This is a genomic window from Rhodospirillum centenum SW (assembly GCF_000016185.1).
GTDB classification, from domain to species: domain Bacteria; phylum Pseudomonadota; class Alphaproteobacteria; order Azospirillales; family Azospirillaceae; genus Rhodocista; species Rhodocista centena.
This window is the reverse complement of sequence record NC_011420.2, coordinates 1,410,429-1,435,209: the sequence shown is the minus strand read 5'-3', so window position 1 is coordinate 1,435,209 and position 24,781 is coordinate 1,410,429. Positions and strand designations below refer to the sequence as shown.

Here is a 24,781-nt window from a genome sequence, read left to right as displayed (position 1 = left end):
CAGGGAGGTCGTGGTTTTCCGGGGAAGCGGGAGGGAGGGCCGGGCGCTCGGGAAACTCCTGCCGATGCGTCGGCAGTTTCTGCCGGGCCGTCTCCGGAAGGCGCTGACCGGCGGCCGGAACATGGTCCGGGTGGCGCGGGCGCGCGACGGTCCGGAGGCGGGCCGGCAGGACCCGCGCTCCCCGTAACGCCCCGGAACCGGGGAATCAGAGCTGCTGGTTCAGGGTGGCGGGCCGAGCGCCCTTATGGCCGAAGCCGGCAGGCAAGGCCATGCCGCCGCGCAGGGTATAGCCTTGATCGGCGGCCTGCTCGCGGTTCAGGGTCGCCACCAGGGTGTCGACCACGGACTGGCTGGCCTGGGCAGCCGCCCGGAGAGAGGAGGCGTTGGCCTCCGCCGCTGCGCGGAATTCATCGGCCAGCTCGCGCAGCCGCTGGCGCCCGGATTCGTCGAGGGCGGCAAGGGCGGCGCGGTCCACCCGCAGCGCCCGGCCGGCCTCGTCGAAGGCCCGGACCAGCAGCAGCTTGCTGTCCACCAGCCGGTCCAGGCCGTCTGTCCGCCGCTCCCGGATCATCGCCGTCTCCTGGCGCAGCGTTTCCGAAAGCCGCGCCATGGCGTCCATCAGGGCGTGCGCACGCGACGGTGCTGGAACGGGTGGTGGCGTCGGTGACGGCGCGGTCTGTACGCCGGTCGCCGGGGGCTCGGGGGCTGCGGGGGCAGTGCTCATTGCGGCAGCTCCTGTCCGGACTCCTGAAGCTGCATCTCCTGGATCAGCAGGAGCTGGCGGCGCACATGGTCGGCGATGCCCAGGCCACCGGCCTTGGCAATGGCCTTGCCCTGCTCCTCGATCATCAGGCCGCGGAAGGTCTCCTCCGCGGGGCCGCCGCCGAAGACGGGATCGACCTCCACGCTGGACCACATGTGCGACAGCATCTGGCTGATGAAGACGCCCTCGAACTCCTGCGCGGATCTGTCGATCTGCGCCGGGGTGGCGGTGCGCCCGAGGTTCAGCCTCGGCGCGCTGCGGGTGAGGGTGCTCTGGTCCAGGCCCGGCGGGGAAAGGCTCATGCCGTCCATCACATCACCTCGATTTCGGCCTGGAGCGCGCCGGCCGCCTTGATGGACTGGAGGATGGAGATCATGTCGCGCGGGCCGACGCCCAGCGCGTTCAGGCTCTGCACCAGTTCCTGCAAGGACACCCCGGTGCGGAGCACGGCCAGCTTGCGGTCCGACTGCTCGTCCACCTGGATGTCGGTGCGCGGCACCACGGCGGTCTGTCCGCCCTGGCTCAGCGGGCCGGGCTGGGAGACCTGCGGAGTCTCCGTGATCCGGATGGTCAGGTTGCCCTGGGCGATGGCGACGGTGCTGATGCGGACGTTCTCGCCCATCACGATGACACCGGACGCCTCGTCGATGACGACACGGGCCGGCTGGTCGGGCGTGACGCGGAGCTGCTCCATGTCGCGGATGAAGCCCACGATGTCCGCCTTGCGTTGGGGCGGCACGTCCACCAGCACCGAGGCGGGGTCGGTGGCATGGGCGACGGGCGATCCGAACGAGGCGTTGATCGATTCGGAGATGCGCTTCGCCGTGGTGAAATCCGGATTGCGCAACGACAGGCGGACATAGGGCAGGTCGGTCAGGTCGAACGCGATCTCCCGTTCCACGATGGCGCCGCCGGCGATCCTGCCGGCCGTGGGTACGCCGCGGGTGACGCTGGCGGCAGCCCCCTGGGCGCTGAAGCCCGAGACGGCGACGGCGCCCTGGGCCACGGCATAGACCTCGCCGTCGGCGCCCAGCAGCGGTGTCACCAGCAAGGTGCCGCCCTGGAGATTCTTGGCATCGCCGAGCGTGCCGACATTGACGTCGATCCGGGTGCCCTGGGCGGAGAAGGGCGGCAGCGTCGCGGTCACCATCACGGCGGCGACGTTGCGGGTCCGCACCGTCTCTCCCCGGATGTTGACGCCCAGCCGCTCCAGCATGCCGATCAGGCTCTGTTCGGTGAAGGGCGAGTTGTTGATGCTGTCACCCGTGCCGTTCAGGCCGACGACGAGGCCGTAGCCGACCAGCATGTTGTCGCGCACGCCCTCCACGTCGGCCACGTCCTTGATCCGCGACTGTGCCCGGGCGGGAGCCGCGGGCAGGACCAGGGAGAGGGCGAGCAGCACCGCCAGCGCCAGACTGCCGCCGCGGCGCAGCGTGGTTCGGAGCAGGGAACGGATCGGGTCGCGGGTCATCTCGGTTCGACTCCAGGCGGACCGCATCGGGGGCGGCCATCGGGTTCAGGGCCTTCCATGCGAAAGCTGTGCCAGTGTCTCTGTCCCTGCGCCGCCTGGGATTTCCAGGCTTTCTGCGCTGCCGGTCGTCCCGGGGCGGAAAGCCCTGCCGGGACCGGCGGGGGTAAAATTTGCCCTAGGCGCGGCGACGACGCGGGTGTTACCAATATCTGGTGGTTGCTCCTGGTATCGCGGGGGCTGAACCCGCAGCATCCCGAAAGACGTAGTCGCAACGACCATGAAGATCGAGGGGCCCGGTTCTCTCCGACCCGGTCAGGTCGGCAAGGCACGACGCACCGGCAGCGGCGGGTCCGACTTCCTGCGCGAGTTGCAGGAGGGTGAGGGATCGGCTGCCCCCGTCGGCGGCGCCCAGACGGCTGCGGCCGTCAATCCCCTGTTCGCCCTGCAGGAGGTGGAGGATGCCACCACCGGCCGGCGGAAGGCGAAGCAGCGGGCGGAGACGATCCTCGACAAGCTCGACGAACTGCGCCTTGGCCTCCTGTCCGGGACCTACCCGCGCGAGCGGCTGTTGCAGTTGATTCAGGCCGTGCAGGAGCAGCGTGCGCAGGTGGACGATCCCCGCCTCCAGCAGGTTCTGGACGAAATCGACCTGCGCGCGCAGGTCGAGATTGCCAAGCTCTCCACAGGCGGTTGAGCGCTTCTGCGCCATTTCCTTTAATTACAAGGGGTTACTGCAGCGCGCTCGGCTCGTGGTCGATATTGCGGGAGGAAGGGCCTGTCCCTATACTCGCGCGCGTTTCGACCGGCGAAGGATCGGACCGTGAGAATGTCGTCGTCGTCTCCTCTGTTACCCCCGGACTACAGGCCGTCCGAGGACGAGCCGTTCATGAACCCGGTGATGAGGGAGTATTTCCGCCAGAAACTCCTCCGTTGGCGGGCGGAACTCCTCAAGGAATCGACGGAAACCCTGCAGAGCCTCCAGGACGGTGGGTTGCAGGAGCCGGACATCGCTGACCGCGCCTCGGCCGAGACGGACCGGGCGCTGGAACTGCGCACCCGCGACCGTGAGCGCAAGCTGATCTCCAAGATCGACGCGGCGCTGGAGCGGATCGAGAACGACGAGTACGGCTACTGCGAGGAGACGGGGGACCCGATCGGCGTCCGCCGTCTTGAGGCCCGTCCGATCGCAACCATGAGCCTCGAAGCCCAGGAGCGGCATGAGCGCATGGAACGAACCCACCGCGACGACTGATCGTCCTCGCCCGCGGGTCCGATGCCTGAACTGGAACGGGGCCGGCTTTCGCCGGCCCCGTTTCCGTTCGGGACAACTTCCGCCAGGGCGGAGACGGGAGGAGGTCGAGGCTCGGGGGACTTCGGGTGGCGTCCGGGCGAGGGACGCCGGCGAGGAGGGGAAAGCCCCGGTCGGTTGAGGAAACGTGAGGCGGGAAGGAAGCGGGACCGGGGAAACAGCGGGCGGACGGGGCGAGACCGTCCGGTCGGGGGCGCTCCCGTCGGACCCGGAGCCTCGGGGCGAGCGAGGGCGGTCTCCAGGTCCGGGGCAGGTCCGTGATGACGGGCTGGTCTGATCCTCCTGTCAGGGGGTGCGGGGACGTCGGGTCAGAAGGGGGCGACGATGTCGAAGACCTGCTGGCCCCAGCGCGGCTGCTGCACGTCGCTGATGTGGCCCCGGCCGCCGTAGGAGATGCGGGCTTCGGCGATCTTCTCGTAGCTGATGGTGTTCTGCGAGGTGATGTCCTCCGGCCGGATGATGCCGTTGATGGTAAGCTCCCGGACCTCGTAGTTGACCCGGACCTCCTGCTTGCCCTGCACGACCAGATTGCCGTTGGGCAGCACCTGGGTGATCAGCGCCGCCACCTGCATGTTGATCTGTTCGCTGCGGCCGATGCTGCCGGTGCCGACCGAGCTGCTGTCGGCGGTCGTCTTCACCAGACTCTCCAGCGTGTCGTTGTCCGGCGTCGGCAGCACGCGGGCGATGTTGCGCTGCAGCCCGAACAGGCCGGGGATCCCCATGTTCTCCTTGCCGTTGCGGGTGCGCTGCGACTGGTTCTGGATCTGGGCCTTGTCGTTGATCTGGATGGTGATGGTCAGGATATCGCCCACCCGGTTGGCCCGCTGGTCGCGGAAGAAGGCCCGCGCCCCGGCCCGCCAGAGCGAATTGGCCTCGCGCTCGCCCTGGGCCGGGGCCGGCATCGGCAGGCTGACGGGCTGGTAGCCGGGGGCGGTGGCCGGGTTCTGGATCGGGGTCAGCGGCGGCGTCTGCCCGACGCTGGCCAGCCGGTCCATGGAGCTGCACGCGGACAGCAGCGACACGGCGGCGGCGAGCACCAGGACCTTGCCGGAGCGGCGGGTACCGACGGTGGTGACAGGGCGGATCATGGTGCTCTCCCTCAGTTCGAGGCGGAATGGATGCGGCGGGCGGCGGTGACCGCCGGGGGCAGGACGGTGACCAGATCGGGGCCGGCGACGGTGGCGTCCACGACCCGGTTGCTGGTGGTGTTCACGATGCGGACGCTCTCGCCCAGGCCGCCGTCGGCCAGGGCCTTGCCCTGGGCGGTCAGGGTCATGGCGGGCGTCTGCAGCAGCAGGGTGACCAGGGCGCCGCGGGCGACGACCACGGGGGTGCGCACGTCGCGGCCGCGGACCGGCTGGTTGGCCGCCAGGGTCCGCCGGGCGGCGAGGCCGACCAGGTTCTCCAGATCGGTCACCACATCGGCGCTGACCCGCTCCCGCGGGACCTTGATCCAGGCGATGTCCTGATCCCCGATCACCTCGCCCGAGCCCAGGCGGCGGTTCAGGATCGGAACCTCGACCATGTCCTGGGCGCGGGCGCCGATGGTCTGACGCACCAGCTCCGGCCCCTCGGCCGGGGCGACCAGATCGGCCGTCACCCGGTTGCGGACCTCGTCATAGCGGACATTGCGGAAGGCCACGGTCGGTTCCACCCCTTCCGGCAGGAACAGGGTGAAGGAACGGTTCTCCAGGGTCAGCTCCAGCCCGGCCGGAGCGCCGGCGTCCAGAACTGCCTGCTTCAGGGACGCGACGATCTCCTCCCGCGGGACCTCGATGCTGGCCCGCACCACGACCGTGCGGTCGGCGCCGCCGGCGGGCTTCCAGTCGATGCCGTGGGCGGCGGCGAGGCTGGCCAGGGTGGGGCTGTCGAACCAGGACCGCTGGCCCGGCGCCGGGGCCGTGGCGATGACCCGTTCGGCCTGATCGGCGGGCAGTCCGTCGAACAGATCGCCCAGGCGGACCTGGTCGCCGGAGACGGTGGCCTCGCGCCGCGGCTCGGCCGCGTCGGCGGTGCCGGCGAGCGCACTGGTGAGCAGCGTGCCGGCGAGCAGGAGGGCGATGAAGGAGCGGCGGGTCATGGCGGTCGTCCGGTATCGGCGGGGCCTGGGCGTCAGCGCATCTGCGAGATGGACTGCATCATCTGGTCGGAGGTGCTGATGACGCGGCTGTTCATCTCGTAGGCGCGCTGGGCGGTGATCAGGTTCGTGATCTCGGAGACGATGTTGACGTTCGACGTCTCCAGCGCCTGCTGGATCACGCGGCCGAAGCCGGGGGCGCCCGGATTGCCGGCGATGATGTTGCCCGACGCCGGGCTCTCCAGCAGCAGGTTGTCGCCGATCGCCTCCAGGCCCGCCGGGTTCGGGAAGGTGGCGAGCTGGATCTGGCCGATGTTCGCAGGCTGGGTCTGGCCGTCCAGCTTCACCAGCACCTCGCCGTTCGGGTTCACGGTGATGTCCACCGCATTCTCCGGGACCACGAGGCCGGGCTGGAGCTGGTAGCCGTCGGCGGTGACGATGGTGCCCTCGGCGTTGAGCTGGAACGAGCCGGCCCGGGTGTAGGCGGTCTGGCCGTCCGGCAGTTCGACCTGGAAGTAGCCCTGGCCGTTGATCGCCAGGTCCAGCGCGTTGCCGGTGACGGAGATGTTGCCCTGCTCGTTGATCCGGTAGACAGCGGCGGTCTTCACGCCGGCGCCGATCTGGACGCCCGAGGGAACGACGGTGCCGGCGTCCGAGGAGGTCGAGCCGACGCGCCGCATGTTCTGGTACAGCAGATCCTGGAACTCGGCCCGCTGGCGCTTGAAGCCCGTCGTCGTCATGTTCGCGATGTTGTTCGAAATGACTTCGACATTGAGCTGCTGGGCCAGCATGCCCGTGGCGCCGATGCTCAAGCTGCGCATGGTCGTCTCTCCTTACTGCACGCGGCCGAGCTGGCGGATCGCGGTCCGCAGGCGCTCGTGTTCGCTGTCGATCATCCGCTGGGTGTTCTGGTAGGCCCGCAGCACGTCGATCATCTGGGTGGTCTCGACGATGGGCTGCACGTTGGAGCCTTCGAGGGCGCCCTGCGTGACCTCGGGCTTCTCGACCGGGCGTTCCTCCTGCTCGGTGGAGTAGAGGCCGCCGCCCAGTTCCTGCATCTTCTGCTCGTCGTCGAAGCTGACGACCTTGAGGCGGGCAAGCGGGCCCTGCTCGGTCTCGATGCTGCCGTCGCCCTTGATCCTGATCTGGTTGGCGCCGTCGGGGATGACGATGCGGGCGCCGGCGTCGGACAGGACCGGCAGGCCGTTGCGGTCCACCAGTTCGCGGTCGGTGTTGAGCTGGAAGCCGCCGGCGCGGGTGTAGCGGGGACCGGCCAGCGTCTCGACGGCGAAGTAACCGTCGCCGCGCAGCGCCACGTCCAGCGGATTGTCCGTGACGGTGACGGGGCCGGCCTGGAGATTCCGCATCAGGCCGTAGTCCTGGACGAAGGACATCCGCTCCTGCCGGCGGTCCGGGCGCTCCAGATACTCCAGGAACAGCGGGCGCTGCGACTTGAAGCCGGAGGTGTTCATGTTGGCGATGTTGTTCGCCACCACGTCCATCTGCCGACGCATCGCCTCCTGTCGGGAGAGCGCGATATAGAGCACGTTTTCCATCGTCGCCTCGAACTCTCGGCCGGTGCCTCGCCGCAGCGGCCTGCTTCCTCGCCATCCCTATAAGCAGGTGGCGTGCCAAGTCTGGGACGTATGGAAAATCAGATAGTTACGGTCTTTCTGAGCGGGCGGGGGCCGGGCAGTCCGGTCCCGTCGGCAGGGCTTGCAGGGCGGTCCCGGCAAATTGTGCCGCACCCCGGAAACGAAAACCGCCGCGCCCCGGGGTGGGACGCGGCGGCTGCCGGCGGTGCTGCGCTGGACGGGTCAGGCGGCGTCGGCCGCGACCTGCATCTTCACGATCCGGTCCGGCTCCTTCACCGAGCCGTTGCGGTTGGAGTCGCCCTTCTTGATGGCGTCCACATGCTCCATTCCCTCGGTCACCTGGCCCCAGATGGTGTACTGGCCGTCCAGGAAGGGGGCGGGGGCGAAGCAGATGAAGAACTGGCTGTCGGCGCTGTTCGGGTTCGCGGCGCGGGCCATGGAGGCGGTGCCGCGGACATGCTTCTCACGGGAGAACTCGGCGGGGATGTTCTTGCCCGATCCGCCGGTGCCGGTGCCCGTCGGGTCGCCGCCCTGGGCCATGAAGCCGTCGATCACCCGGTGGAACGGCGTGCCGTCGTAGAAGCCCTTGCGCGCCAGCTCCTTGATCTGGGCCACATGCTTGGGCGCCAGGTCGGGCCGCATCTCGATCACCACGCGCCCGCCGGGCAGATCCATGTAGAGGGTATTCTCAAGGTCCATAGGGCGTCTCCTTTTCGGTCTCTGTCTCGTGCGGCGGCGGTTTGCGCCCCGCTGGGACCTTACCCGGCATGGCCGGGATTGCAACCGGTCAGCGCACCGCGTCCGGCCGTCCGGCCTCCACGTCCGCGGCGACACGCAGGCGGACGATGCGGTCCGGGGCCTCGACCATGCCGTCGGCAGCCGTGTCGCCCTTCTTCAGGGCGTCCACATGCTCCATCCCCTCCACCACGCGCCCCCAGACGGTGTAGAGCCGGTCCAGCCCGGGGCGACGGCCGTACATGATGAAGAACTGACTGTCGGCGCTGTTCGGGGAGCTGCCGCGGGCCATCGAGACGATTCCGCGCTCATGCTTCTCTTCCGAGGATTCCAGCGGCAGCGTCCGCCCGCTGCCCCCCGCGCCGGTGCCGGTCGGGTCGCCGGTCTGGGCCATGAAGCCGTCGATCACCCGATGGAAGGGGATACCGTCGTAGAAGCCCTGGCGGGCCAGCTCCTTGATCCGGGCGACATGCCGGGGAGCCAGATCGGGCCGCATCTCGATCACCACCCGCCCGGCCGGCAGGTCCAGATAGAGCGTGTTCTCCAGGTCGCGGGCCAGGGCCGGCGCCGACAGCACGAGGCCGGCAAGCAGAAGGACCATGGCGATCAGGCGGGGCATCGGCATCTCCCGGTCGGTCGTGGAACGGGCGACACTACCGTCGCGGCGTCGGTGTCGCCACCCCGACGCCGCAGGGGCGCCACAGGGGCGTCATCCCGCCGTCGTGGCATCGTCATGGCGGACGCGGCATCATGGGACCGATCGTTTCCGCAACCCCCTTCCGCCATGTCGGTTCCCGGACCCCGCCCCGTGAAAGAACGCCGCAAAGGACGGCGTGCCACCCTTGCCGCTCTCCTGGCGGGCACGGCGGCGCTCAGCCTGTTGGCCGTGACCCTTCCCGGTCTGGCCGAATCGCAGGTCCAGGCCGCCCTGCGCGCGGCCGGCTGGGAGCAGGCGGAGGTGGCGCTCGACCGTCTGGGCCTGACGGGGGCGGCGGCGGCCGTGCGACTCTCCGGCGACCAGGGGGTGGACCGTGTGAGCGTGGAGTACTCGCCTGCCGGGCTGCTGGCTGGCCGGATCGACCGGGTCACCCTGGCCGGTGCGCGGCTGCGGCTGGCCGCGGACGCCGGCGGCGTCCGGCTGGAGGGGCGCACCGTGGAGGTGGCGTCTGACGAGGGCTCGTCCGGCGGCCTTCCCGCCCTGCCGGTGGACCGCATCGTGATCGAACGCGGCAGCCTGACCGTCGCCACCCCGGCCGGGGAGACGGTGCTTTCCCTCAGCGCCACACTCGACCAGCCGGACCCCGGCGGCTACGTGGTCGATGCCCTGCTGGGGCTGGACGTGGCCGGCGCCGCCGGTATCGGCACGCTCTCCGCCCGGCTCGCGCCCGACGGGGCGCTGGCGGGGGAACTGGACATCCAGCCGGCGCCTGGGGACGCCGCGGGCAGCATGAGCGGCTCGGCCGAACTGTCCTGGCGGCCCGGCGGGCTGCCGGAGGGACAGGCCCGGGTTCAGGTGCGGGGGGCGGAGGTGCGGCTGCCCGAACGCCTCTCCCTCGATCTCGACTGGCGCGGCGCCGGTCCCCGGCAGGAGCTGGCTGCCGTGCTGCGGGCGCCGGGCGGTACGGCCGTCCAGGTCACGGGCAACGCTGCGCCGGGGCCGGACGGCGCCCCGGCCTTCAGCGCCCTGGCGGACCTCACGCTACCCGATCTGCCGGCGGCACTGGCCCTGGCCGGCCTCGACCTGCCGGTGCGGGGCCGCGCGCTGCTGAGCCTGCGCGCCGCGGGTCCCCTGGACGGCAGCGTGCCGCCCGTGGACCTGGCGCTGCGCGGCGACCGGCTGGGCTGGCCCGGCGTGACCGATGCCGCGACGGTGGAGGCGGCCGGCCGATTGCGCCGTGACGGCGGGGCGCTGCTGTTCGAGGCGGCGACCGATGCGACGGCGGAACTGGCCCCGGCGCCCGGCCTCGCCGCCCTGCTGCCCGAGACGCTGCGCGGGGACGGACCCTGGTTTCTCGCCCTGCGGCCGGGAGCGGACCCGGCGTCGGAGCCGCTGCGCCTGCGCTTTGAGCAGGGCGGGGAGGGTGTGGCCGTCTCCCTGACCGGCGGGCTGGGGGCGGAGATCGGACAGGCCGTGCTCGGTGGCGGCATCGACCGGCTGGACCTGCGGCTGCGCGATGGCGGCCTTGCCGGGGCGACGCTCGCCCTGTCCGGCGGACGGATCGAGCTGCCGCCCTACGGCGGTGTCGCCGCGGGGGTGACACTGACCGCCGACTACCGCCCCGGAGAGGGAACGCCACCGCTCCGCGTCGAGGCTGCGGCCTCCAGCCTGCGGGCCGGCCCCGGGACCGGCTGGGTGGCGCCCCTGTCGGTCACCGCCACGGCCGGCGGCGATCCCCTGGGGCGGCTGGACTTCACGGCAGAGGGGCAGGGGGCCGAGGGCTTCCTGGTGATCGACGCCACGGGGGCGCACGACGTGGCGTCGGGGACGGGCTCGGCGAAGCTCGTGCTGCACCCCCTGCGCTTCCGCGAGGGCGGCCGCACGCCCGCCGAGCTGTTCCCGCTCCTGTCGGGCACGGTGGAGGAGGCGCGCGGCCGTATCGGCCTGCGCGCCGGAATCGGCTGGGGGCCGAAGGCCTCGAAAGGCTCCGCGGAACTCCTGCTGGACGATCTCACGCTGGCCGGACCGGCTTTCAGGGCGCAGGGGCTGAACGGCGTGCTGACCGCCAGCAGCCTGCGCCCGCTGGCGACGCCGGGCGAACAGCTCCTGTCCGCGGCGCTCCTGGATGTGGGCCTGCCCCTGACCGACGGGCTGATCCGCTTCGGGGTGAGCGGTGGGAAGACGCTGACCCTGGCGCAGGCGTCCTTCGCCTGGGCCGGCGGCACGGTCAGCGCCGCCCCCGTGACGGTCTCCCTGTCCGACCCGCGCCATGAGCTGGCCCTGGAGGCCAGGGGCCTGCGCCTGGGCGAGGTCCTGGGCACGGCGGGGGTGGAGGGGTTGGCCGGTTCCGGCATCCTGAACGGCCGCATCCCCGTCATCGTCGCGGGCCGCCGCATCCGCTTCGAGGGCGGCCGGCTGGAGGCGGAGGCGCCGGGCACCCTGCGTTACGATCCCGCCGTGCCGCCCGACTTCCTGGACGCCTCGAAGAACGAGAACACGGCCCTGGTCATGCAGGTGCTGGAGGACTTCCATTACCAGCAGCTCGGCATCGGCATCGACGGCACCGTCGGCGGCGAGATGCGGGTGACGCTGAACATCCGGGGCGCCAACCCGGAGTTCTATGGTGGCTATCCCGTGGCCTTGAACCTTAATCTCAGCGGTGCGCTCGACACGATCCTGCGCAGCGGCCTGGGGGCCTACCGCATCCCGGACGCCGTGAAGGCCCGCATCGAGCAGTACGGAAAGGCACAATGACGACCGACAGACCCTTGCGAGCGGCCACCGTGTTGCTCCTCCTGGCCGGCGCCTGCACCCCCACGGTGAAGGTGCAGGCGCCCGACAAACCCATCGAGATCAACCTGAACATCCGGGTCGAGCAGGAGGTCCGGGTCAGGATCGACCGTGAACTCGATCAGGTGTTCCGCGAGAACCCCGACCTGTTCGGTCTGCCCGGGGAGGGCACGAAGAAATGAAGACCATTCTCTGCATCGCCGCCCGCCTGCTTGCCGTCCTGGTGCTGGCGGGTCCGCTTCTCGCCGGAGTGCCCGTCATGGCGCAGGAGAGCCTTGTCGCCGCCAAGCAGGCCGGTCTGGTCGGGGAGAAGCCCGACGGTCTGGTCGGCTTCGTCAAGGACGAGGTGCCGGCCGATGTCCGCAGCATGGTGGACCGGGTCAATGCCGAACGGCGCAAGCAGTACGCCCAGGTCGCCCAGAGCACCGGCCAGTCGCTGGCCCAGGTCCAGGCCGTCGCCGGAGACCGGCTGGTCGGCGCCACGCCCTCGGGCCAGTACGTGATGAACGCAGCCGGGCGCTGGACCCGGAAGTGATGCGCGGGTGGAACGGGCCGGCCGCTCAGCGTCGGTCGGCGCCGTCCAGGTCGCCGTCCAGGGCACGGGCGTAGAGGGAGCGCGCCGCTTCCGCCGTCAACGGTACCGGATTGCCGCGGGCGAAGGGATCGTTCGCGGCCTCCTCCACCAGGTCGGCGACCCGCTCCTCCGTCACCCCCAGATCGCGCAGGGTGTGCGGGATGCCCAGCTCCTCGCGCAGGGTCAGCAGGCAGGTGAGGAAGCTGTCGAAGCCCGGCCGGTCCAGCCCCAGGCAGGCCGCCAGCCGGGTGATCCGCTCCTCCACCGCCGGGCGGTTATGGACCAGCACGTAGGGCGTGATGACCGCCATCACCAGCCCCTGGTGCGCCTCCGTCACGGCGATGAGGGGCGATGTCAGGGCCTGCACGGCTCCCAGCCCCTTGCGGGTCGCCGCGCCGCCCAGCGAGGCGGCGGCCAGCACCATTCCCCGGGCCAGCAGGTTGTTGCCGTCGCGCACGGCGTCGGCCAGATGCCGGCGCAGCAGCCGCACGCCTTCCGCCGCCATGCCGTCCGCGGCCGGGTCGAATCCCAGGGCGCAGTAGGCTTCCAGATTGTGGGCCAGGGCGTTCATGCCGGTTGCGGCGGTCAGTGCCGGCGCCAGTCCGGTGGTCAGCACAGGATCGGCAATGACGCAGGCAGGCAGCATGCCCGGATGCAGCAGGACGCGCCGCCGTCGCCGGTTGCCGTCCGGATCGGTGATCAGGGCATAAGCGCGCGCCTCCGCCCCGCTGCCCCCTGTGGTCGGCACGGCGACGATGGGCGGCAGGAGTCCGAAGCCGGGGACGCGCGGGGTCTCGCCCGGGGCGGCGGCGAAGGCCTGGGGCGGGGCGGTCTCCCCGCAGATCAGGGCGGCGACCTTGGCCACCTCCAGCGCGGTGCCGCCGCCGAAACCGATGATGCCGTCATGGCCCCCGTCACGGAAGGCCTGGGCCGCCGCCTGGGCATGGTCCAGGGTCGGGTTCGGCCGCAGATGGGAGAACAGACCGGGCAGCAGCCCGCTGGTCTCGCAGCTCTGCACCGCCCTGCGCAGGATGGCGAGATCGGCCAGTCCCGGATCGGTCACCACCAGCGGCCGGGTGATGCCCAGCGCCCGGCAGACCGCCGGCAGTTCCGAGACACGGCCGGCACCGAACCGTATCCGCGTCGGCTCGGACCAGTCCGCCCGCAGGGCATTGACGTCGGGTTCCATCGCTTGGCTCCTGGCTGCCTCTGCGAAACGGCCCCGAGCATCACACGATCCCCCCGCCGGCGCGGTTTCCCTTTCTGCGCGGATTCGACTCGGGCTTCCTCAGGGGAACGGGCAGACGTCGCCACTGACCTCGACGAAGGAACGGGCGCCCGGTGTGATGGTGAAGCGGTACTCCTTGTCCCCGGCAACCACGGAATGCTGGAGAGGGAGCAGGCCCGTCGTCTCCGTCGTATGGCCCCCGATCTCCACGAAGCGTAGCTTCACGGGTTTCGTCGGGTCGAACCAGCTCTCCGGCTGGCCGGAATCGCTGCGGGCCGACACGCCTTCGCCGGTGACGGTGACGGCGCCGTTGGAGAAGGCGACGGAGGTGTTCGCTCCCTTGTAGATCGGCGTCGGCAGCACGAATCGACGGCGCTCGGGCGGACTGCACGACCGTGGATTGCCGGTCTGGTCGATGACGAAGGCCAGCCGGCCGATATCCACGCCCTCCGCCAGCTTCTTCGCCACCAGATCGCTCAGCTTCGCCAGATCGCCGGTCGGAACGTCGCGCTGGTAGCGGACCTCAAGCTCGTTCGCCCGGATCTCCGCCGTCTGCGCGATCTGCTGGAGCTGGGCGGAGCGCCGCTCAGCCGCCTCCTTCGCGTCCCTCAGCTCCCTGATCTCCTCCCGGAGCGAGACCTGGCGGCTTTTGAGCTGCTCGACGCCGAGCTGATAGGAGAAGGTCGCCAGCACCAGCAGCGCGGCCAGCCACAGCACCACCTTGAGCAGCCGTGTCCAGAAGCGGCGCCGGTAGCGCCGGTCGTAGCTGTAAAGGCCGTACTGCATGGTGGCGAACGGTCCGGTCCCGATGGGCTTTTCCGACCGGGGTGGTCGGATCGGCCCTGACGGTAACCAGCCCGGACGGCAAACTCAAGGTATCGAGGTGCCCCTGTCGGCGAGGGAGGGATCAGCGTGGCAGCGCGTCCTCGATCGCCGCGCGCAGGTCGGCGGATTCGGGGCGGACATCGGACGCGAAACCGGCCAGCAGGGTCCCGTCCGGGGCGATCAGGTACTTGTGGAAATTCCAGCGCGGCGCGCCCTTGGCTGCTGCTGCCCAGCGGTAGAAGGGATGGGCGGTATCCCCCTTCACGGCGACCTTCTCCGTCATCGGGAAGTCGATCCCGAACGTCGTTTCGCAGAAGGTCTTGATCTCCGCGGCGCTGCCGGGCTCCTGGCCGCCGAAATCGTTGGACGGTACCCCCAGCACCACCAGTCCACGGTCACGGTACTGCTGCCAGAGGGCTTCCAACCCCTCGTACTGCGGGGTGAAACCGCACTGCGACGCGGTGTTGACCACCAGCACGGCGCGGCCGGCGAAGTCCGAGAGCGGCAGTGGCCGGCCGTCGATGGAGACGAAGGAGAAGGCGTGCGCGCCCGTGGTGGCGGCTGCCGCTGCGGGGCCGGCCGAAAGAGTGGCGACCAGGAGGGAGAGCATCAGGGCGAGACGGCGCATCGGGTCACTCCGGAGGACAGGATGCGCAGCAAGGTAGGCTGATGCCGGATCGCGTCCAGCCGGGGACCGCGTCCGGCCGGGTCAGCTTCCCTGACCCTGGCCGAACACATCCCCCGACAGCGCCGGGCTCAGGAACTCGCCCAGATTCTTGAACACCAGCCGGAAATAGACCTTGTCCCCCGTGTCCAGGCCCGACCGGCGGGTGAAGTCGCGCTCACCGATCAGCTGGAAGGTCATGCACTCGTCCTGATAGGTCAGCATCATGCCGCTGCTGACCGCTCCACCGCCCGTTGCCAGATCGCGGCGGTGGCTGACCCCCACCGACCAGTTCTCGGAGAAGGCGGAGTTCACGCCCAGCGTCAGTTCTTCCCGGTTCCGGGTCGCCGTGCCGTCCTCCAGCGTCAGCCTGTCCAGGTAGATGTAGCTGCCGCTGACCCGGAATTCCGGCGGACCGACGACGCCGAACACATCGTGCCGGCGCTGGTCCAGGGTCTCGGAATCGAGGCGGAAACCGTAGGAGAAATCGAGCCAGGGACTCGGCGTCACCTCGATGCGGCCGACGATGTCCGACTGCCGTCCCTCCAGGCCGGAGCCGGCGGGGAAGTCGTTGTCGCGCTGAAGCCGGTAGGACTGGCCCAGGAACAGGGTGCTGCTGCCCCCGCCGAAACCGTAGAAACCGGCGCGCAGACCGTAGGTGACGCGCTGGCCGCCCTCCAGCCTGTCCACGCCGGGGAAGCGCGAGGTCAGGAACAGGTTCGTGTGGTCGAACTCGATGTCCTGGCTGTCCTCGTTGGGAACGTCGTCACTGTCCAGTTTGGGAGCGGCGGTGAAGGCGAGGATCGGTTCGATCAGCTGCTGCACCGTTCCAGCCTGTCGGACCAGAGGCAGGCTCATCGTCACCTGCCCCTGCGGGAACAGCCGCAGCTCGGTGCTGTCCGATCCGGCATCGGCCGAGTTGGCACCCGTCGTCCGCAGATCTCCGATCCAGTAGGCATCGCCGCGCAGGCTGCCCGTCACGCTGGTGACGAGGCCGATCGGCGCCACGAAGTCCCGGCGCCAGCCCACCTCGCTGGAGGCGCGCCGGGTGTCCGTGCCGTCGTTGCGCCAGAGGGCGAGCAGGTTGCCGTCCAGGGACCATGTGCCGCCGAGGAACGCCCCCGGCTCGCCCAGCGCGCCGTAGGTCGCCAGCGGCATCACCAGCGGCTCCTCCTCCTCGTTGCCGGGACGCAGATCCTGGAAGGAGTAGGCGTTCACCGAGAAGTAGTCACGGGCCCGGAACCACTCCAGGAAGCCGCGGCTGGTCAGCAGGTCTTCGTCCGAATAGTCGTAGCGGCGCAGGTGGCTGCTGTCGGTCACGCGCTGGACGTCGAACCCCCAGCGCCATTCGTTGTCGATGTTGAAGCGCCCGCTGCCGAACAGATGGCCGCGGAACTTCTTCTCGCTGCGCTGCTCCTCCCCGAACCCTTCGGTCAGGTCGGCATAGGTGGCGCTGCCGGACAGGCGGAGGCTGCCGTTGGTGAAGCGCTGCCGGTATTCGCCGCCCAGCAGAAGCCCGTCCTCCGTGCTGGGCGTCATCTCCAGCGTGAAGTCCTGGCTCGGGGTGATGTCGAAGAAGTAGTAGAGGCGCGCGAAGGTGCCGAGGTCGGAGCCGAATCCGCCCCCCGGTGCCAGAAAGCCGGAGCGGCGTTCCACGGTCGGATCGGGATGCGCGAAGAACGGCGTATAGGCGACCGGGATGCCGGCGATCTCCAGCACCGCGTCGCGGTAATAGACGTCGCGGCTTTCCTGGTCGTGGGTCACCCGCGCGGCCCGGATCTGCCAGATCGGGGGCTGCGTCGGGTCCTCCTTGCACAGCTCGCACGGCGAATAGACGCCCCGCTCGATGCGGGTATAGCGGCCGTCAACCCGCTCGCCCTGGGCGCCGGCAAGGCGGGAATTGTCCGTCATCAGCAGCCGGACCTTGTCCACGAAGCCCTGGCGCATGTCGTCGGTCAGCTCGACATAGTCGGCGAACACGACTTCTCCCGACGGCTCCAGCAGAGAGACATTGCCGGTGGCGGTGACGACGTTGGTCTTTTCGCTGTAGCTGACCGTATCAGCCAGCAGGATGCGGCTGCCCTGGGCCAGTTCGACATGGCCCCGGGCCGTGACGATGCCGAGGTCTTCGTTGTAGTCCAGGCTGTCCGCGCTCAACAGCACCGGCTGCCCGTCCTGGGCCGTCTGCGCCATGGCAGGGTCTGCCAGCAGCCCGAGAAGGGCGGCCGCACCGAGAATGCGCCGAGGTGACGTCACTCCGTCAGGCTCCGGGTCTGCGGGAGAGGGCAAGATCAGGCTCCACCTTTCCCAAGCGGACGGCCCGAGTCAACCGCAGGCGGAGCCGCAGCGGGACCGCACCGGGGGATGCGCGGCGCGCGTCCCCCGGTTCCGCCTCAGGTGAAGGCTTTGAAGGCGATGATGGTGAAGGTTTCCTTGACCCCGGCGAGGGTCTGCAAGTGGCCGGTGACGAAGTGACCGATGTCGGCTCCGTCGTCCAGGTAGCACTTCATCATCAGGTCGTACTGGCCTGAGACGGAGTGGACTTCCGATACCTGCTCGATCTCCTGCACCGCGCGGTCGGCGACCTCGTAGGCCTGACCGAGGTCGCACTTCACGAGGACGAAGATCGTCTGCATGGGGTCACCCTTCGGCATCGCTGTCGGGCAGGGCGGCGGGACGCACAGGACGCGCCGCGCGCAGGATGAAGGCCGGAACGTCGTCGCCGAAGCCGATCACCGGCGTGCGGTCATCGTCCTCGTCCCGGCGGCGGCGGCGGTCCTCACCACGGTCGGCGAAGCGGCTCCGCCGATCCTCGCGGGGACGGTCCTCACGGACCGGGCGCTCGGGGCGGTCCTGGACCGGACGGTCGGTCCTCTCCGGACGGGCGCGCACAGACCGTTCCGAGCGTTCGGGGCGTGCGGCCCGCTCCTCGGGTACGGGGGTGGCTGCGGCAGAATCGCCGGCCTCTGTCCGGTCGGCCGCGCGGGAGCGGGGCGGGCGGGCGGAGCGGGGTTCGGACTTGCGGCCTTCTTCCTTCCGACCTTCGTCCTTACGCCGGGGACGACGGCGGCCGCGACCGCTCTCCTCGAACTCCAGCTCCGGGGTTTCAAGCCCGTCGATCAGGACACGGGGGATTTCCCGGCCGATCAGCTTCTCGATCGCCTGGACCAGACGACCGTCTTCGGGGGCGGCGATGGTGAAGGCACGCCCGGTAAGGCCGGCGCGGCCGGTGCGGCCGATGCGGTGGACATAGTCCTCCGCGTTGAACGGGACATCGAAGTTGAAGACGTGGCTGACGCCCTTGATGTCGATGCCGCGGGCCGCGACGTCGGAACAGACCAGCAGGTCGATGCTGCCCTGCTTGAACGCCTCCAGCGTCTCCGTCCGCTTCGACTGCACCATGTCGCCGTGCAGGGCACCGGCGTTGAAACCGTGCCTGGAGAGGGACTGGTGCAGGATGCCGACATCCTTCTTGCGGTTGCAGAAGATGAAGGCGTTCTTCACGTCCTCCGTCTGCAGCAGGTGCCGCAGGACCTTGCGCTTGTCCTCGTCATAGGCCACCGCCAGGGCCTGGGTCACCGTGGCGGCGGGGGAGGCGGGCGGGGCGACCGTGATCTCCCGCGGGTTCATCAGGAACTGGTCGGCCAGGCGCCGGATCTCCGGCGGCATCGTGGCCGAGAAGAACAGGGTCTGGCGCAGCTTGGGCAGCAGCCCGACGATCCGCTCGATGTCCGGGATGAAGCCCATGTCGAGCATCCGGTCCGCCTCGTCGATCACCAGGATCTTGATGTCGGACAGGAGGATGTTGCCGCGCTCGAACAGGTCGATCATGCGGCCCGGGGTGGCGATCAGAACGTCCACCCCGCGTTCGAGCTTCTTGACCTGATCGCCGAAGCTCTCCCCGCCGATCAGCAGGGCCATGTTCAGCTTGTGGTACTTGCCGTAGATCTCGAAATTGTCGGCCACCTGGGCCGCCAGCTCCCGCGTCGGCTCCAGGATCAGCGACCGGGGCATCCGTGCCCGGGCGCGGCCCTGGGCCAGGATTTCGATCATCGGAAGGGTGAACGAGGCCGTCTTGCCCGTCCCGGTCTGGGCGCAGCCCAGAACGTCGCGTCCCTGGAGCACCCAGGGGATGGCCTTCTCCTGAATCGGTGTCGGCGTGGTGTAGCCCACCTCGGAGATGGCTTGCAGGACTTCGGGCCCGAGCCCAAGTTCGGAGAACTGCATAAAACCTGTTCGCGACCAGTCGTTGGAGCGGTGCCCGGTGGGGCGCGGATGAATTCTACGCCCGCATCGCAGTACAGACGCATAGATGGACCAAGCGTCGCGCCGATCAACCGAAAACATCCGGAAGACCATGCGTGACTGCCATGCCCGACTTGGCGCCTTGCGGAGCTTCCGCTAGGGTCGGGCGCATCGATAGCAACGAATGCCCTGACAAGCAAGGATTTCAACCGGATGATGAAGGGAGAAACCGGCCGGCCCCCGGAAACCGGGGCGCTGCCGCTGGTCCTGCTGCCCGGACTGCTCTGCGATGCCACTCTCTGGGCACACCAGACGCGCCACCTTGCCGACGTCGCTCCGGATATCCGGGTCGCTGACCTGACGGGGGCCGAGTCGGTGACGGAGCTGGCCCGCGGGGTGCTGGCGACGGCACCGGAGCGCTTCGCCCTGGCCGGCCTGTCCATGGGCGGTTATGTCGCCTTCGAGGTGCTGCGCCAGGCGCCCGGGCGGGTGGCGAAGCTGTGCCTCGTGGACACCACCGCCCGGCCGGATACGGACGAGCAGAAGGAACGCCGTCAGGCCCTCATCAAGCTGGCACAGACCGGCCGCTTCAAAGGAGTGACGCCGCGGCTGCTGCCCATGCTGGTGCATCCCGACCGGCTGGCCGATACGGAGGTGACGGAAGCCATCATGGCGATGGCCGAGCGCACCGGCCGCGACGCCTTCTGCCGCCAGCAGACGGCCATCCTGACCCGGCCGGATTCGCGGCCTGATCTGCCGGGCATCCACTGTCCCACCCTGGTCATCGTCGGCCGCGAGGATTCGCTGACCGGCCCGGAGAAGGCGCAGGAGATGGCGGACGGTATTCCCGGCGGGCGCCTTGCGGTCGTGGAACGCTGCGGGCATCTGGCACCGATGGAACAGCCGGAGGCGACGACGGCGCTGATGCGCCTCTGGCTGACCCAGCTCTGACGGGGGAAGGGGGACAGGTTCCTTGCCGGCTCCGCCGCCGACCGTTATGGTCGGCACAGTTCTTCCAGGCGGAGCGGTCCCATGGGGTTCCTCGGCATCGGCGTGTTCCTGGTGTTCACCGGCGTGGTCGCGCTCTGCATCCAGGCGCTGGGCGGCAACAGTCAGCCCGCCTCCCACGGTGGGCACCACCACTGACCGGGAATCGCCCGCGCCCTAGGCGTCAGGCCACGTCCGGCCCCAGGGCCTTGATCAGCGGCAGCACGGCGCGGAATTCGGGCCGGTCGTAGCGTCCCAGCCACTCGAACAGCACCATCTCCGTCGTGACGATGTCCACGCCGTGGACACGCAGGCGGTTCAGCGCCGCCTCGCGGTCGGCGGGATCGCGGGACCCGACGGCGTCCGCCACCACGGCCACGGGCCGGCCGCGCCGGCGCAGATCCAGCGCCGTCTGCAACACACAGACATGCGCCTCCGTCCCGCACAGCACCACGGTCCCGCCGGCCTCGGCCCAGGTGGCGAAGGCCGGATCGCCGCCGGCGCTGAAGGTCGTCTTCGGGAAGACGGTGCCGATCAGGGCGGCCAGCTCCGGCACGGTCCGCCCGATGCCGGCGGGATTCTGTTCCGTGGCGCAGACCGGCACGCCCAGCAGGGCCGCTCCCTTTGCCAGAATGGCGCAACGGGCAGCCACCCGGTCGCCACGGGACACGGCGGCCAGCAGGCGCGACTGCACGTCGATGACGGCAAGGCGGGAGGCGGCGGCGTCGATCAGCACGGGGCTTCTCTCCGGGCGCAGGGCAGGGGCGGGGTCAGACGTCCAGGTCCTGGGCGAACCGGGCGTTCTCGGTGATGAACTTGAAGCGCAGCTCCGGCTTCCGGCCCATCAGGCTCTCGACCAGGGAGCGGGTCTCCTCCGCATCCACCTTCTGCTCGGGGTCGCGCAGGTCGGGCACGACGACACGGAGCAGGGTCCGCTTCGCCGGGTCCATCGTCGTCTCCTTGAGCTGGGACGGCGGCATCTCGCCCAGGCCCTTGAACCGGCTGATCTCCACCTTGCCGCGGACGGTGCGGAAGACGGTCTTCATCAGCTCGTCCTTGTGCGCGTCGTCGCGGGCGTAGCGCACGGTGTTGCCGCCGGACAGGCGGTAGAGCGGCGGCAGGGCCAGATACAGGTGTCCCGCCTGGATCAGACCGGGCATCTCCCGGTAGAAGAAGGTCATCAGCAGCGACGCGATATGGGCGCCGTCCACGTCCGCGTCGGTCATGATGATGACCCGCTCGTAGCGCAGCTTGTCGAGCGAGAACTCCTTGCCGGTGCCGCAGCCCAGCGCCTGCGCCAGATCGGCCAGCTCCTGGTTGCCGCGCAGCTTGTCCACGCTGGCCGAGGCGACGTTCAGGATCTTGCCACGCAGGGGCAGGATGGCCTGGATCTCGCGGTTGCGCGCCTGCTTGGCGGAGCCGCCGGCGCTGTCGCCCTCGACGATGAAGATCTCCGTGTTCTCCGCACTCTGGCGGGAGCAGTCGGCCAGCTTGCCGGGCAGGCGCAGGCGCCGCGTCGGCGACTTGCGCGCCATCTCCTTCTGGGCGCGCTTGCGGGCCCGCTCCTCCGCCTTCTCGATCAGCCGTTCCAGCAGGGCCTTGGCGGCGTCCGGGGCGGCGGAGAGCCAGTGGTCGAAATGGTCCTTGATGGTGGCATCGGTCAGGCGCTGGGCCTCGGGACTGACCAGCCGCTCCTTCGTCTGGCCCTGGAACTGCGGGTCGCGCACGAAGACGGACAGCAGCACCATGGCGCCGTCCATCACGTCGTCCGCCGTCACGCCGGCGGCCCGCTTGTTGCCCACCAGCTCGCCATAGCCCTTCAGTGCGCGGGTCAGCGCCGCACGCAGACCCTGCTCGTGCGTGCCGCCCAGCGGCGTCGGGATGGTGTTGCAGTAGGTGTGGCTGAAGCCCTCGTCGTCCTCGGGCCAGGCGATGGCCCATTCGACCCGGCCGGCCTCGTTCGGGAACTCCGCCTGCCCGGCGAAGGCCTGCGGCGTCACCGTCGCGCGCTGGCGCAGCGTGCCGGTCAGGTAGTCCAGCAGGCCGTTGGGGAAGTGCTGGGTCTCCGCCGCCGGGACGGAGCCGTCGGCCGGCAGCAGGGCGGGATCGCAGCTCCAGCGGATCTCCACGCCACGGTAGAGATAGGCCTTGGAGCGGCACATCCGGTACAGCCGCTCCGGCTTGAAGACGGCGCCATCGCCGAAGATCAGCGGGTCGGGGTGGAAGCTCACCACCGTGCCGCGGCGGTTGTGAACGGGGCCGACATTGGTCAACGGCCCCAGCGGCACGCCGCGGCAGTATTCCTGGGTCCAGAGCTGGCGGTCGCGCGCCACCTCCACCCGCAGCCTGTCGGACAGCGCGTTCACCACCGCCGAGCCGACGCCGTGCAGGCCGCCGGAGGTGGCGTAGACCTTGCCCGAGAACTTGCCGCCGGAGTGAAGGGTGGTGAGGATCACCTCCAGCGCCGACTTGCCGGGGTAGCGCGGGTGTTCGTCCACGGGGATACCGCGGCCGTTGTCCCGTACCGTGACGGTGCCGTCCGCCGTCAGTTCCATGTCGATGCGGGTGGCATGGCCCGCCACCGCCTCGTCCATGGCGTTGTCCAGCACCTCGGCCGCGAGATGATGCAGCGCCCGCTCGTCGGTCCCGCCGATATACATGCCGGGCCGCCGGCGGACTGGCTCCAGTCCCTCCAGGACCTCGATGTCCTGGGCGGAATAGGTGTCCTGCTTGCGGGCGGTGTTCTGGAAAAGGTCGGTCATGGCCCATTATAGGGACCCGCGCCGAGCGCTTTCAAGGTGAAGCGGTCCCCATGCAGGGGCGCTACCAGATTTTGTAATGTTGTCGAGAGGAGTCTACCCGACCATGGATGAGACGATGCCGGATTTCGACCGCGACGCCCCGGCGCTCCGCACCTTTGCGATGCCGCGCGACCTGAACGGCAACGGGGACGTGTTCGGCGGCTGGGTGCTGTCTCAGATGGACGTGGCCGGAGGCGTCATCGCGGCCCGGCGCGCCCAGGGGCGTGTCGCCACGATCGGGATCGAAGCGATGAAATTCCACCGGCCGGTGAGCCTGGGGGACGAGGTGAACTGCTACTGCGCGGTGGAACGGGTGGGCACGACCTCGATCCGCGTGAAGATCGACGTCTGGGTCCGACGGGGCGCCGCCAGCCAGGCCTACAAGGTGACGGAAGGTGTGTTCACCTATGTCGCCATCGGCGAGGACCGGCGGCCCAGGCCGGTCCCGCCTGCGTGACGGATGGCGTGAGGCCGGGCGGCGCTCAGCCGCCGCCCGGCTGTCCGCTGGTCGAGCCGGTGCTGCCGGTGCCCGGGCTCGTATCGTTCGTGCCGGTCGTGGTACCCGGCGTCGTCGTTCCGGGGGGCGCCGGCCCGGGGGCCGTCGTGCCCGGCATGGTCGGGCTGCCGGTCGTGCCCGAAGGTTCCGGCGGGGTCGAGGTGGCGGGGGCCGGGGACGTTCCCGTGGTGTTGCCGCCGCCTGCGGTATCATCGCCGCAGGCCGCAAGGCCCAGCAGCAGCACGGTCGGAACCAGCCAGAGTCTGGCGCGCATCTCGGGTTCTCCTTCTGTCGGAAGCGAGGGCCGTTGCCGCCCCCGTCACCCGGATGAACACGAAGGACCGCCGGCCATTCCCCGAAGCCGGGCGCGGCGCGCGTGACAAAACTGGGATTGCCGGACGGGGGTTCAGCCGGCCGACGGTTCCGCCGGCGTACTGCCGGCGCTGCCCAGCCGTCGCAGCGCCAGTTCCAGCGCGGCCTTGAGCTGCGGCGCGGAATAGGGCTTCTGCACGAAGCCCACCGGATAGGTCTGGGCGACACGGGTCATGGTGTTTTCGTCCGTATACGCCGACAGATAGATCGAGCGGATATTGTACTCGCTTCGCAGGCGACGAGCCGTATCGATCCCGTCCACCACGCCGCGCAGACGGATATCCATCAGAGCCAACGATGGTCGGGCTGCCGCCGCCAGATCGACAGCTTCCGGCTCCGACGCCGCAATTCCGACGACATCATAGCCCAGGTCCTGCAACGTCATGCGGATGCCGAGCGCGACGAGGGCATCGTCTTCGACAATCATGATCCGGGCAGACGGTAAATGGCTGGGTAGTTCTCTGGATCGGTTCATCGTCGCGGCGGCACTCTCGCGTCACATCCTGCAAGGAGTATTCAGTATAGATCATTCCCGCCGCTGGTCACGATCGGAATGACTTCGGCCTGTCCGGCAGATATGGCGGTGCCTATCGTATGCAGACGCCGGCGGCAACCCGGCCGGTCGGGTATCGCTTTCGTTAGAATGCGAATGGTCTTCCGGCCCTCACAGTTTCCGCGGCCTTCTGCCCGCCGTTCCTGTGGCAGTCACCTTCTGCTGCGGATATCCGTCCTCGTGCGCACGACGGTATCCGTCAGGACGGGCGCGTCAAAAGGGCGCGGACCGGGCCGCTCCCGTTCCCCCGTTCAGGGGGGCGGCGGGCGCAGCGTCCCCAGATAAGCGACCAGATCGGCGATCTCCTGCCGGGTCAGGCTGATCGGCGGCATGGCGCCGTGCGGCCGGGCCAGGAACGCTGCCAGCTCACCGTCGCTTCGGGCGACAGCGACCGCCGGCAGAGCCGGCGCCTGGTCGGTCCCGCCGCCGGTGGCTGCCACCACATGGCAGGCCGTGCACCGGGACTGGGCCAGTTCGCCCCCGATCCGGGCATCGGCGGGTCGGTCGGCGGCATCCGCCGGCGCGGCCGGCAGAAGGGGGGCGACCAGCAGCAGGGATGTCAGGAACGGAACGGCCAGCGGGAACGGACGTGCGCGCGTCATGAGCTTCACCTCCGGCATGGGACGGGCGTGCCTGCG

General features: G+C 69.9%; 27 protein-coding genes. 7 read left to right on the top strand and 20 right to left on the bottom strand.

The features are described 5' to 3' along the window. Positions 1-205: 205 nt before the first annotated feature. Genes RC1_RS06665 through RC1_RS06655 form a run of 3 tightly spaced genes read right to left on the bottom strand, consistent with a single transcriptional unit; the run spans position 206 to position 2,234 of the window. A complete protein-coding gene (locus tag RC1_RS06665; RefSeq protein ID WP_148213398.1) occupies positions 206-724 on the bottom strand; it encodes a hypothetical protein in 519 nt (172 codons plus the stop codon). Then, positions 721-1,065 carry a rod-binding protein gene (locus tag RC1_RS06660; protein ID WP_184446304.1) on the bottom strand — a complete coding sequence of 115 codons (345 nt, stop codon included), beginning with the start codon at positions 1,063-1,065 and terminating at the stop codon, positions 721-723. Before RC1_RS06660 ends, RC1_RS06665 begins: the two co-directional genes overlap by 4 nt. An 8-nt stretch (positions 1,066-1,073) precedes the next feature. Continuing rightward, the gene (locus tag RC1_RS06655) at positions 1,074-2,234 is read right to left on the bottom strand and encodes a flagellar basal body P-ring protein FlgI (RefSeq protein ID WP_049766659.1); all 1,161 of its coding nucleotides are present in this window, start codon (positions 2,232-2,234) and stop codon (positions 1,074-1,076) included. A 277-nt stretch (positions 2,235-2,511) separates the two neighbouring features. Between RC1_RS06655 and RC1_RS06650 the strand changes: the two genes are divergently transcribed. Both RC1_RS06650 and dksA read left to right on the top strand, forming a co-directional pair. Beyond that, complete coding sequence (locus RC1_RS06650; RefSeq protein ID WP_012566583.1) at positions 2,512-2,928, top strand: flagellar assembly protein FliX; 417 nt, start codon at positions 2,512-2,514, stop codon at positions 2,926-2,928. Positions 2,929-3,060: 132 nt separating this feature from the next. Beyond that, entirely contained in the window at positions 3,061-3,486 is a 426-nt protein-coding gene (gene dksA / locus RC1_RS06645) for an RNA polymerase-binding protein DksA (RefSeq protein ID WP_012566582.1), read from the top strand. Between the two features lie 365 nt (positions 3,487-3,851). Here dksA and flgH read toward each other — a convergent pair whose 3' ends face one another. From flgH to RC1_RS06615, 6 genes are all read right to left on the bottom strand, one after another. Then, positions 3,852-4,631, bottom strand: a complete 780-nt coding sequence (gene flgH / locus RC1_RS06640; protein ID WP_012566581.1) for a flagellar basal body L-ring protein FlgH — start codon at positions 4,629-4,631, stop codon at positions 3,852-3,854. An 11-nt stretch (positions 4,632-4,642) separates the two neighbouring features. Further along, on the bottom strand, positions 4,643-5,623 hold the full coding sequence (gene flgA, locus RC1_RS19970) for a flagellar basal body P-ring formation chaperone FlgA (protein WP_012566580.1): 981 nt from the start codon (positions 5,621-5,623) through the stop codon (positions 4,643-4,645). Between the two features lie 32 nt (positions 5,624-5,655). Then, the gene (flgG, locus tag RC1_RS06630) at positions 5,656-6,441 is read right to left on the bottom strand and encodes a flagellar basal-body rod protein FlgG (RefSeq protein ID WP_012566579.1); all 786 of its coding nucleotides are present in this window, start codon (positions 6,439-6,441) and stop codon (positions 5,656-5,658) included. Between the two features lie 12 nt (positions 6,442-6,453). Then, positions 6,454-7,176 (bottom strand): flagellar basal-body rod protein FlgF, encoded by a 723-nt coding sequence (gene flgF, locus RC1_RS06625; RefSeq protein ID WP_012566578.1) that lies wholly within the window; start codon positions 7,174-7,176, stop codon positions 6,454-6,456. Positions 7,177-7,437: 261 nt separating this feature from the next. Next, positions 7,438-7,914, bottom strand: coding sequence for a peptidylprolyl isomerase (locus RC1_RS06620; RefSeq protein WP_012566577.1), 477 nt, complete (start codon positions 7,912-7,914; stop codon positions 7,438-7,440). Between the two features lie 88 nt (positions 7,915-8,002). Next, a complete protein-coding gene (locus RC1_RS06615) occupies positions 8,003-8,569 on the bottom strand; it encodes a peptidylprolyl isomerase (RefSeq protein WP_012566576.1) in 567 nt (188 codons plus the stop codon). Between the two features lie 189 nt (positions 8,570-8,758). On the opposite strand from RC1_RS06615, the gene RC1_RS19965 reads away from it, so the two are divergent. The 3 genes from RC1_RS19965 to RC1_RS06600 are packed head-to-tail and all read left to right on the top strand — an operon-like array spanning position 8,759 to position 11,933. After that, positions 8,759-11,362 carry an intermembrane phospholipid transport YdbH family protein gene (locus RC1_RS19965; protein ID WP_012566575.1) on the top strand — a complete coding sequence of 868 codons (2,604 nt, stop codon included), beginning with the start codon at positions 8,759-8,761 and terminating at the stop codon, positions 11,360-11,362. Beyond that, entirely contained in the window at positions 11,359-11,580 is a 222-nt protein-coding gene (locus RC1_RS06605) for a YnbE family lipoprotein (RefSeq protein WP_012566574.1), read from the top strand. Before RC1_RS19965 ends, RC1_RS06605 begins: the two co-directional genes overlap by 4 nt. Then, complete coding sequence (locus tag RC1_RS06600; protein WP_012566573.1) at positions 11,577-11,933, top strand: YdbL family probable chaperone protein; 357 nt, start codon at positions 11,577-11,579, stop codon at positions 11,931-11,933. The genes RC1_RS06605 and RC1_RS06600 overlap by 4 nt, the downstream gene beginning before the upstream one ends. Positions 11,934-11,958: 25 nt before the next feature. Here RC1_RS06600 and RC1_RS06595 read toward each other — a convergent pair whose 3' ends face one another. The 6 genes from RC1_RS06595 to RC1_RS06570 all read right to left on the bottom strand — a co-directional run bounded on the left by RC1_RS06595 (position 11,959) and on the right by RC1_RS06570 (position 18,916). Continuing rightward, positions 11,959-13,161 (bottom strand): iron-containing alcohol dehydrogenase, encoded by a 1,203-nt coding sequence (locus RC1_RS06595; protein ID WP_012566572.1) that lies wholly within the window; start codon positions 13,159-13,161, stop codon positions 11,959-11,961. Positions 13,162-13,260: 99 nt separating this feature from the next. Then, entirely contained in the window at positions 13,261-13,986 is a 726-nt protein-coding gene (locus RC1_RS06590; RefSeq protein WP_012566571.1) for a hypothetical protein, read from the bottom strand. 121 nt (positions 13,987-14,107) lie between these two features. Then, entirely contained in the window at positions 14,108-14,653 is a 546-nt protein-coding gene (locus RC1_RS06585) for a glutathione peroxidase (RefSeq protein WP_012566570.1), read from the bottom strand. Positions 14,654-14,734: 81 nt separating this feature from the next. Beyond that, positions 14,735-16,945: an LPS-assembly protein LptD gene (locus RC1_RS06580; protein WP_234703837.1), complete on the bottom strand. Its 2,211-nt coding sequence runs from the start codon at positions 16,943-16,945 to the stop codon at positions 14,735-14,737. Positions 16,946-17,082: 137 nt separating this feature from the next. After that, positions 17,083-17,325: an Lrp/AsnC ligand binding domain-containing protein gene (locus tag RC1_RS06575; RefSeq protein WP_012566568.1), complete on the bottom strand. Its 243-nt coding sequence runs from the start codon at positions 17,323-17,325 to the stop codon at positions 17,083-17,085. A gap of 4 nt (positions 17,326-17,329) precedes the next feature. Next, entirely contained in the window at positions 17,330-18,916 is a 1,587-nt protein-coding gene (locus RC1_RS06570; protein ID WP_012566567.1) for a DEAD/DEAH box helicase, read from the bottom strand. A 231-nt stretch (positions 18,917-19,147) separates the two neighbouring features. Here RC1_RS06570 and RC1_RS06565 point away from each other — a divergent pair, with 231 nt between their 5' ends. Then, positions 19,148-19,885, top strand: coding sequence for an alpha/beta fold hydrolase (locus RC1_RS06565; RefSeq protein WP_012566565.1), 738 nt, complete (start codon positions 19,148-19,150; stop codon positions 19,883-19,885). 220 nt (positions 19,886-20,105) lie between these two features. Here RC1_RS06565 and RC1_RS06560 read toward each other — a convergent pair whose 3' ends face one another. Both RC1_RS06560 and parE read right to left on the bottom strand, forming a co-directional pair. Beyond that, positions 20,106-20,657, bottom strand: a complete 552-nt coding sequence (locus RC1_RS06560) for an isochorismatase family protein (RefSeq protein WP_012566563.1) — start codon at positions 20,655-20,657, stop codon at positions 20,106-20,108. Positions 20,658-20,691: 34 nt separating this feature from the next. Further along, positions 20,692-22,683, bottom strand: a complete 1,992-nt coding sequence (gene parE / locus RC1_RS06555; RefSeq protein ID WP_012566562.1) for a DNA topoisomerase IV subunit B — start codon at positions 22,681-22,683, stop codon at positions 20,692-20,694. 103 nt (positions 22,684-22,786) lie between these two features. Between parE and RC1_RS06550 the strand changes: the two genes are divergently transcribed. Further along, positions 22,787-23,179: an acyl-CoA thioesterase gene (locus tag RC1_RS06550; protein ID WP_012566561.1), complete on the top strand. Its 393-nt coding sequence runs from the start codon at positions 22,787-22,789 to the stop codon at positions 23,177-23,179. A gap of 25 nt (positions 23,180-23,204) precedes the next feature. Here the strand turns inward: RC1_RS06550 and RC1_RS06545 are convergent, their stop codons facing one another. The 3 genes from RC1_RS06545 to RC1_RS06535 all read right to left on the bottom strand — a co-directional run bounded on the left by RC1_RS06545 (position 23,205) and on the right by RC1_RS06535 (position 24,745). Beyond that, complete coding sequence (locus tag RC1_RS06545; protein WP_012566560.1) at positions 23,205-23,492, bottom strand: hypothetical protein; 288 nt, start codon at positions 23,490-23,492, stop codon at positions 23,205-23,207. A 132-nt stretch (positions 23,493-23,624) separates the two neighbouring features. After that, positions 23,625-24,017, bottom strand: coding sequence for a response regulator (locus tag RC1_RS06540; protein ID WP_234703836.1), 393 nt, complete (start codon positions 24,015-24,017; stop codon positions 23,625-23,627). Positions 24,018-24,394: 377 nt separating this feature from the next. Beyond that, complete coding sequence (locus tag RC1_RS06535) at positions 24,395-24,745, bottom strand: c-type cytochrome (RefSeq protein WP_184446306.1); 351 nt, start codon at positions 24,743-24,745, stop codon at positions 24,395-24,397. Positions 24,746-24,781: the final 36 nt, after the last annotated feature.

Bases quoted from the DNA above. Each gene is read 5' to 3' on its own strand.
- RC1_RS06550 (WP_012566561.1), top strand. From the start codon at position 22,787: ATGGATGAGACGATGCCGGATTTCGACCGCGACGCCCCGGCGCTCCGC.
- RC1_RS06595 (WP_012566572.1), bottom strand. From the start codon at position 13,161: ATGGAACCCGACGTCAATGCCCTGCGGGCGGACTGGTCCGAGCCGACG.
- flgG (WP_012566579.1), bottom strand. From the start codon at position 6,441: ATGCGCAGCTTGAGCATCGGCGCCACGGGCATGCTGGCCCAGCAGCTC.
- RC1_RS06660 (WP_184446304.1), bottom strand. From the start codon at position 1,065: ATGAGCCTTTCCCCGCCGGGCCTGGACCAGAGCACCCTCACCCGCAGC.
- RC1_RS06535 (WP_184446306.1), bottom strand. From the start codon at position 24,745: ATGACGCGCGCACGTCCGTTCCCGCTGGCCGTTCCGTTCCTGACATCC.
- RC1_RS06570 (WP_012566567.1), bottom strand. From the start codon at position 18,916: ATGCAGTTCTCCGAACTTGGGCTCGGGCCCGAAGTCCTGCAAGCCATC.
- RC1_RS06545 (WP_012566560.1), bottom strand. From the start codon at position 23,492: ATGCGCGCCAGACTCTGGCTGGTTCCGACCGTGCTGCTGCTGGGCCTT.
- RC1_RS06590 (WP_012566571.1), bottom strand. From the start codon at position 13,986: ATGCAGTACGGCCTTTACAGCTACGACCGGCGCTACCGGCGCCGCTTC.
- flgA (WP_012566580.1), bottom strand. From the start codon at position 5,623: ATGACCCGCCGCTCCTTCATCGCCCTCCTGCTCGCCGGCACGCTGCTC.
- dksA (WP_012566582.1), top strand. From the start codon at position 3,061: ATGTCGTCGTCGTCTCCTCTGTTACCCCCGGACTACAGGCCGTCCGAG.
- RC1_RS06600 (WP_012566573.1), top strand. From the start codon at position 11,577: ATGAAGACCATTCTCTGCATCGCCGCCCGCCTGCTTGCCGTCCTGGTG.
- RC1_RS06565 (WP_012566565.1), top strand. From the start codon at position 19,148: ATGATGAAGGGAGAAACCGGCCGGCCCCCGGAAACCGGGGCGCTGCCG.
- RC1_RS06655 (WP_049766659.1), bottom strand. From the start codon at position 2,234: ATGACCCGCGACCCGATCCGTTCCCTGCTCCGAACCACGCTGCGCCGC.
- RC1_RS06615 (WP_012566576.1), bottom strand. From the start codon at position 8,569: ATGCCCCGCCTGATCGCCATGGTCCTTCTGCTTGCCGGCCTCGTGCTG.
- RC1_RS06605 (WP_012566574.1), top strand. From the start codon at position 11,359: ATGACGACCGACAGACCCTTGCGAGCGGCCACCGTGTTGCTCCTCCTG.
- RC1_RS06585 (WP_012566570.1), bottom strand. From the start codon at position 14,653: ATGCGCCGTCTCGCCCTGATGCTCTCCCTCCTGGTCGCCACTCTTTCG.
- RC1_RS06620 (WP_012566577.1), bottom strand. From the start codon at position 7,914: ATGGACCTTGAGAATACCCTCTACATGGATCTGCCCGGCGGGCGCGTG.
- parE (WP_012566562.1), bottom strand. From the start codon at position 22,683: ATGACCGACCTTTTCCAGAACACCGCCCGCAAGCAGGACACCTATTCC.
- RC1_RS06540 (WP_234703836.1), bottom strand. From the start codon at position 24,017: ATGATTGTCGAAGACGATGCCCTCGTCGCGCTCGGCATCCGCATGACG.
- flgH (WP_012566581.1), bottom strand. From the start codon at position 4,631: ATGATCCGCCCTGTCACCACCGTCGGTACCCGCCGCTCCGGCAAGGTC.
- RC1_RS06575 (WP_012566568.1), bottom strand. From the start codon at position 17,325: ATGCAGACGATCTTCGTCCTCGTGAAGTGCGACCTCGGTCAGGCCTAC.
- RC1_RS06665 (WP_148213398.1), bottom strand. From the start codon at position 724: ATGAGCACTGCCCCCGCAGCCCCCGAGCCCCCGGCGACCGGCGTACAG.
- RC1_RS06650 (WP_012566583.1), top strand. From the start codon at position 2,512: ATGAAGATCGAGGGGCCCGGTTCTCTCCGACCCGGTCAGGTCGGCAAG.
- flgF (WP_012566578.1), bottom strand. From the start codon at position 7,176: ATGGAAAACGTGCTCTATATCGCGCTCTCCCGACAGGAGGCGATGCGT.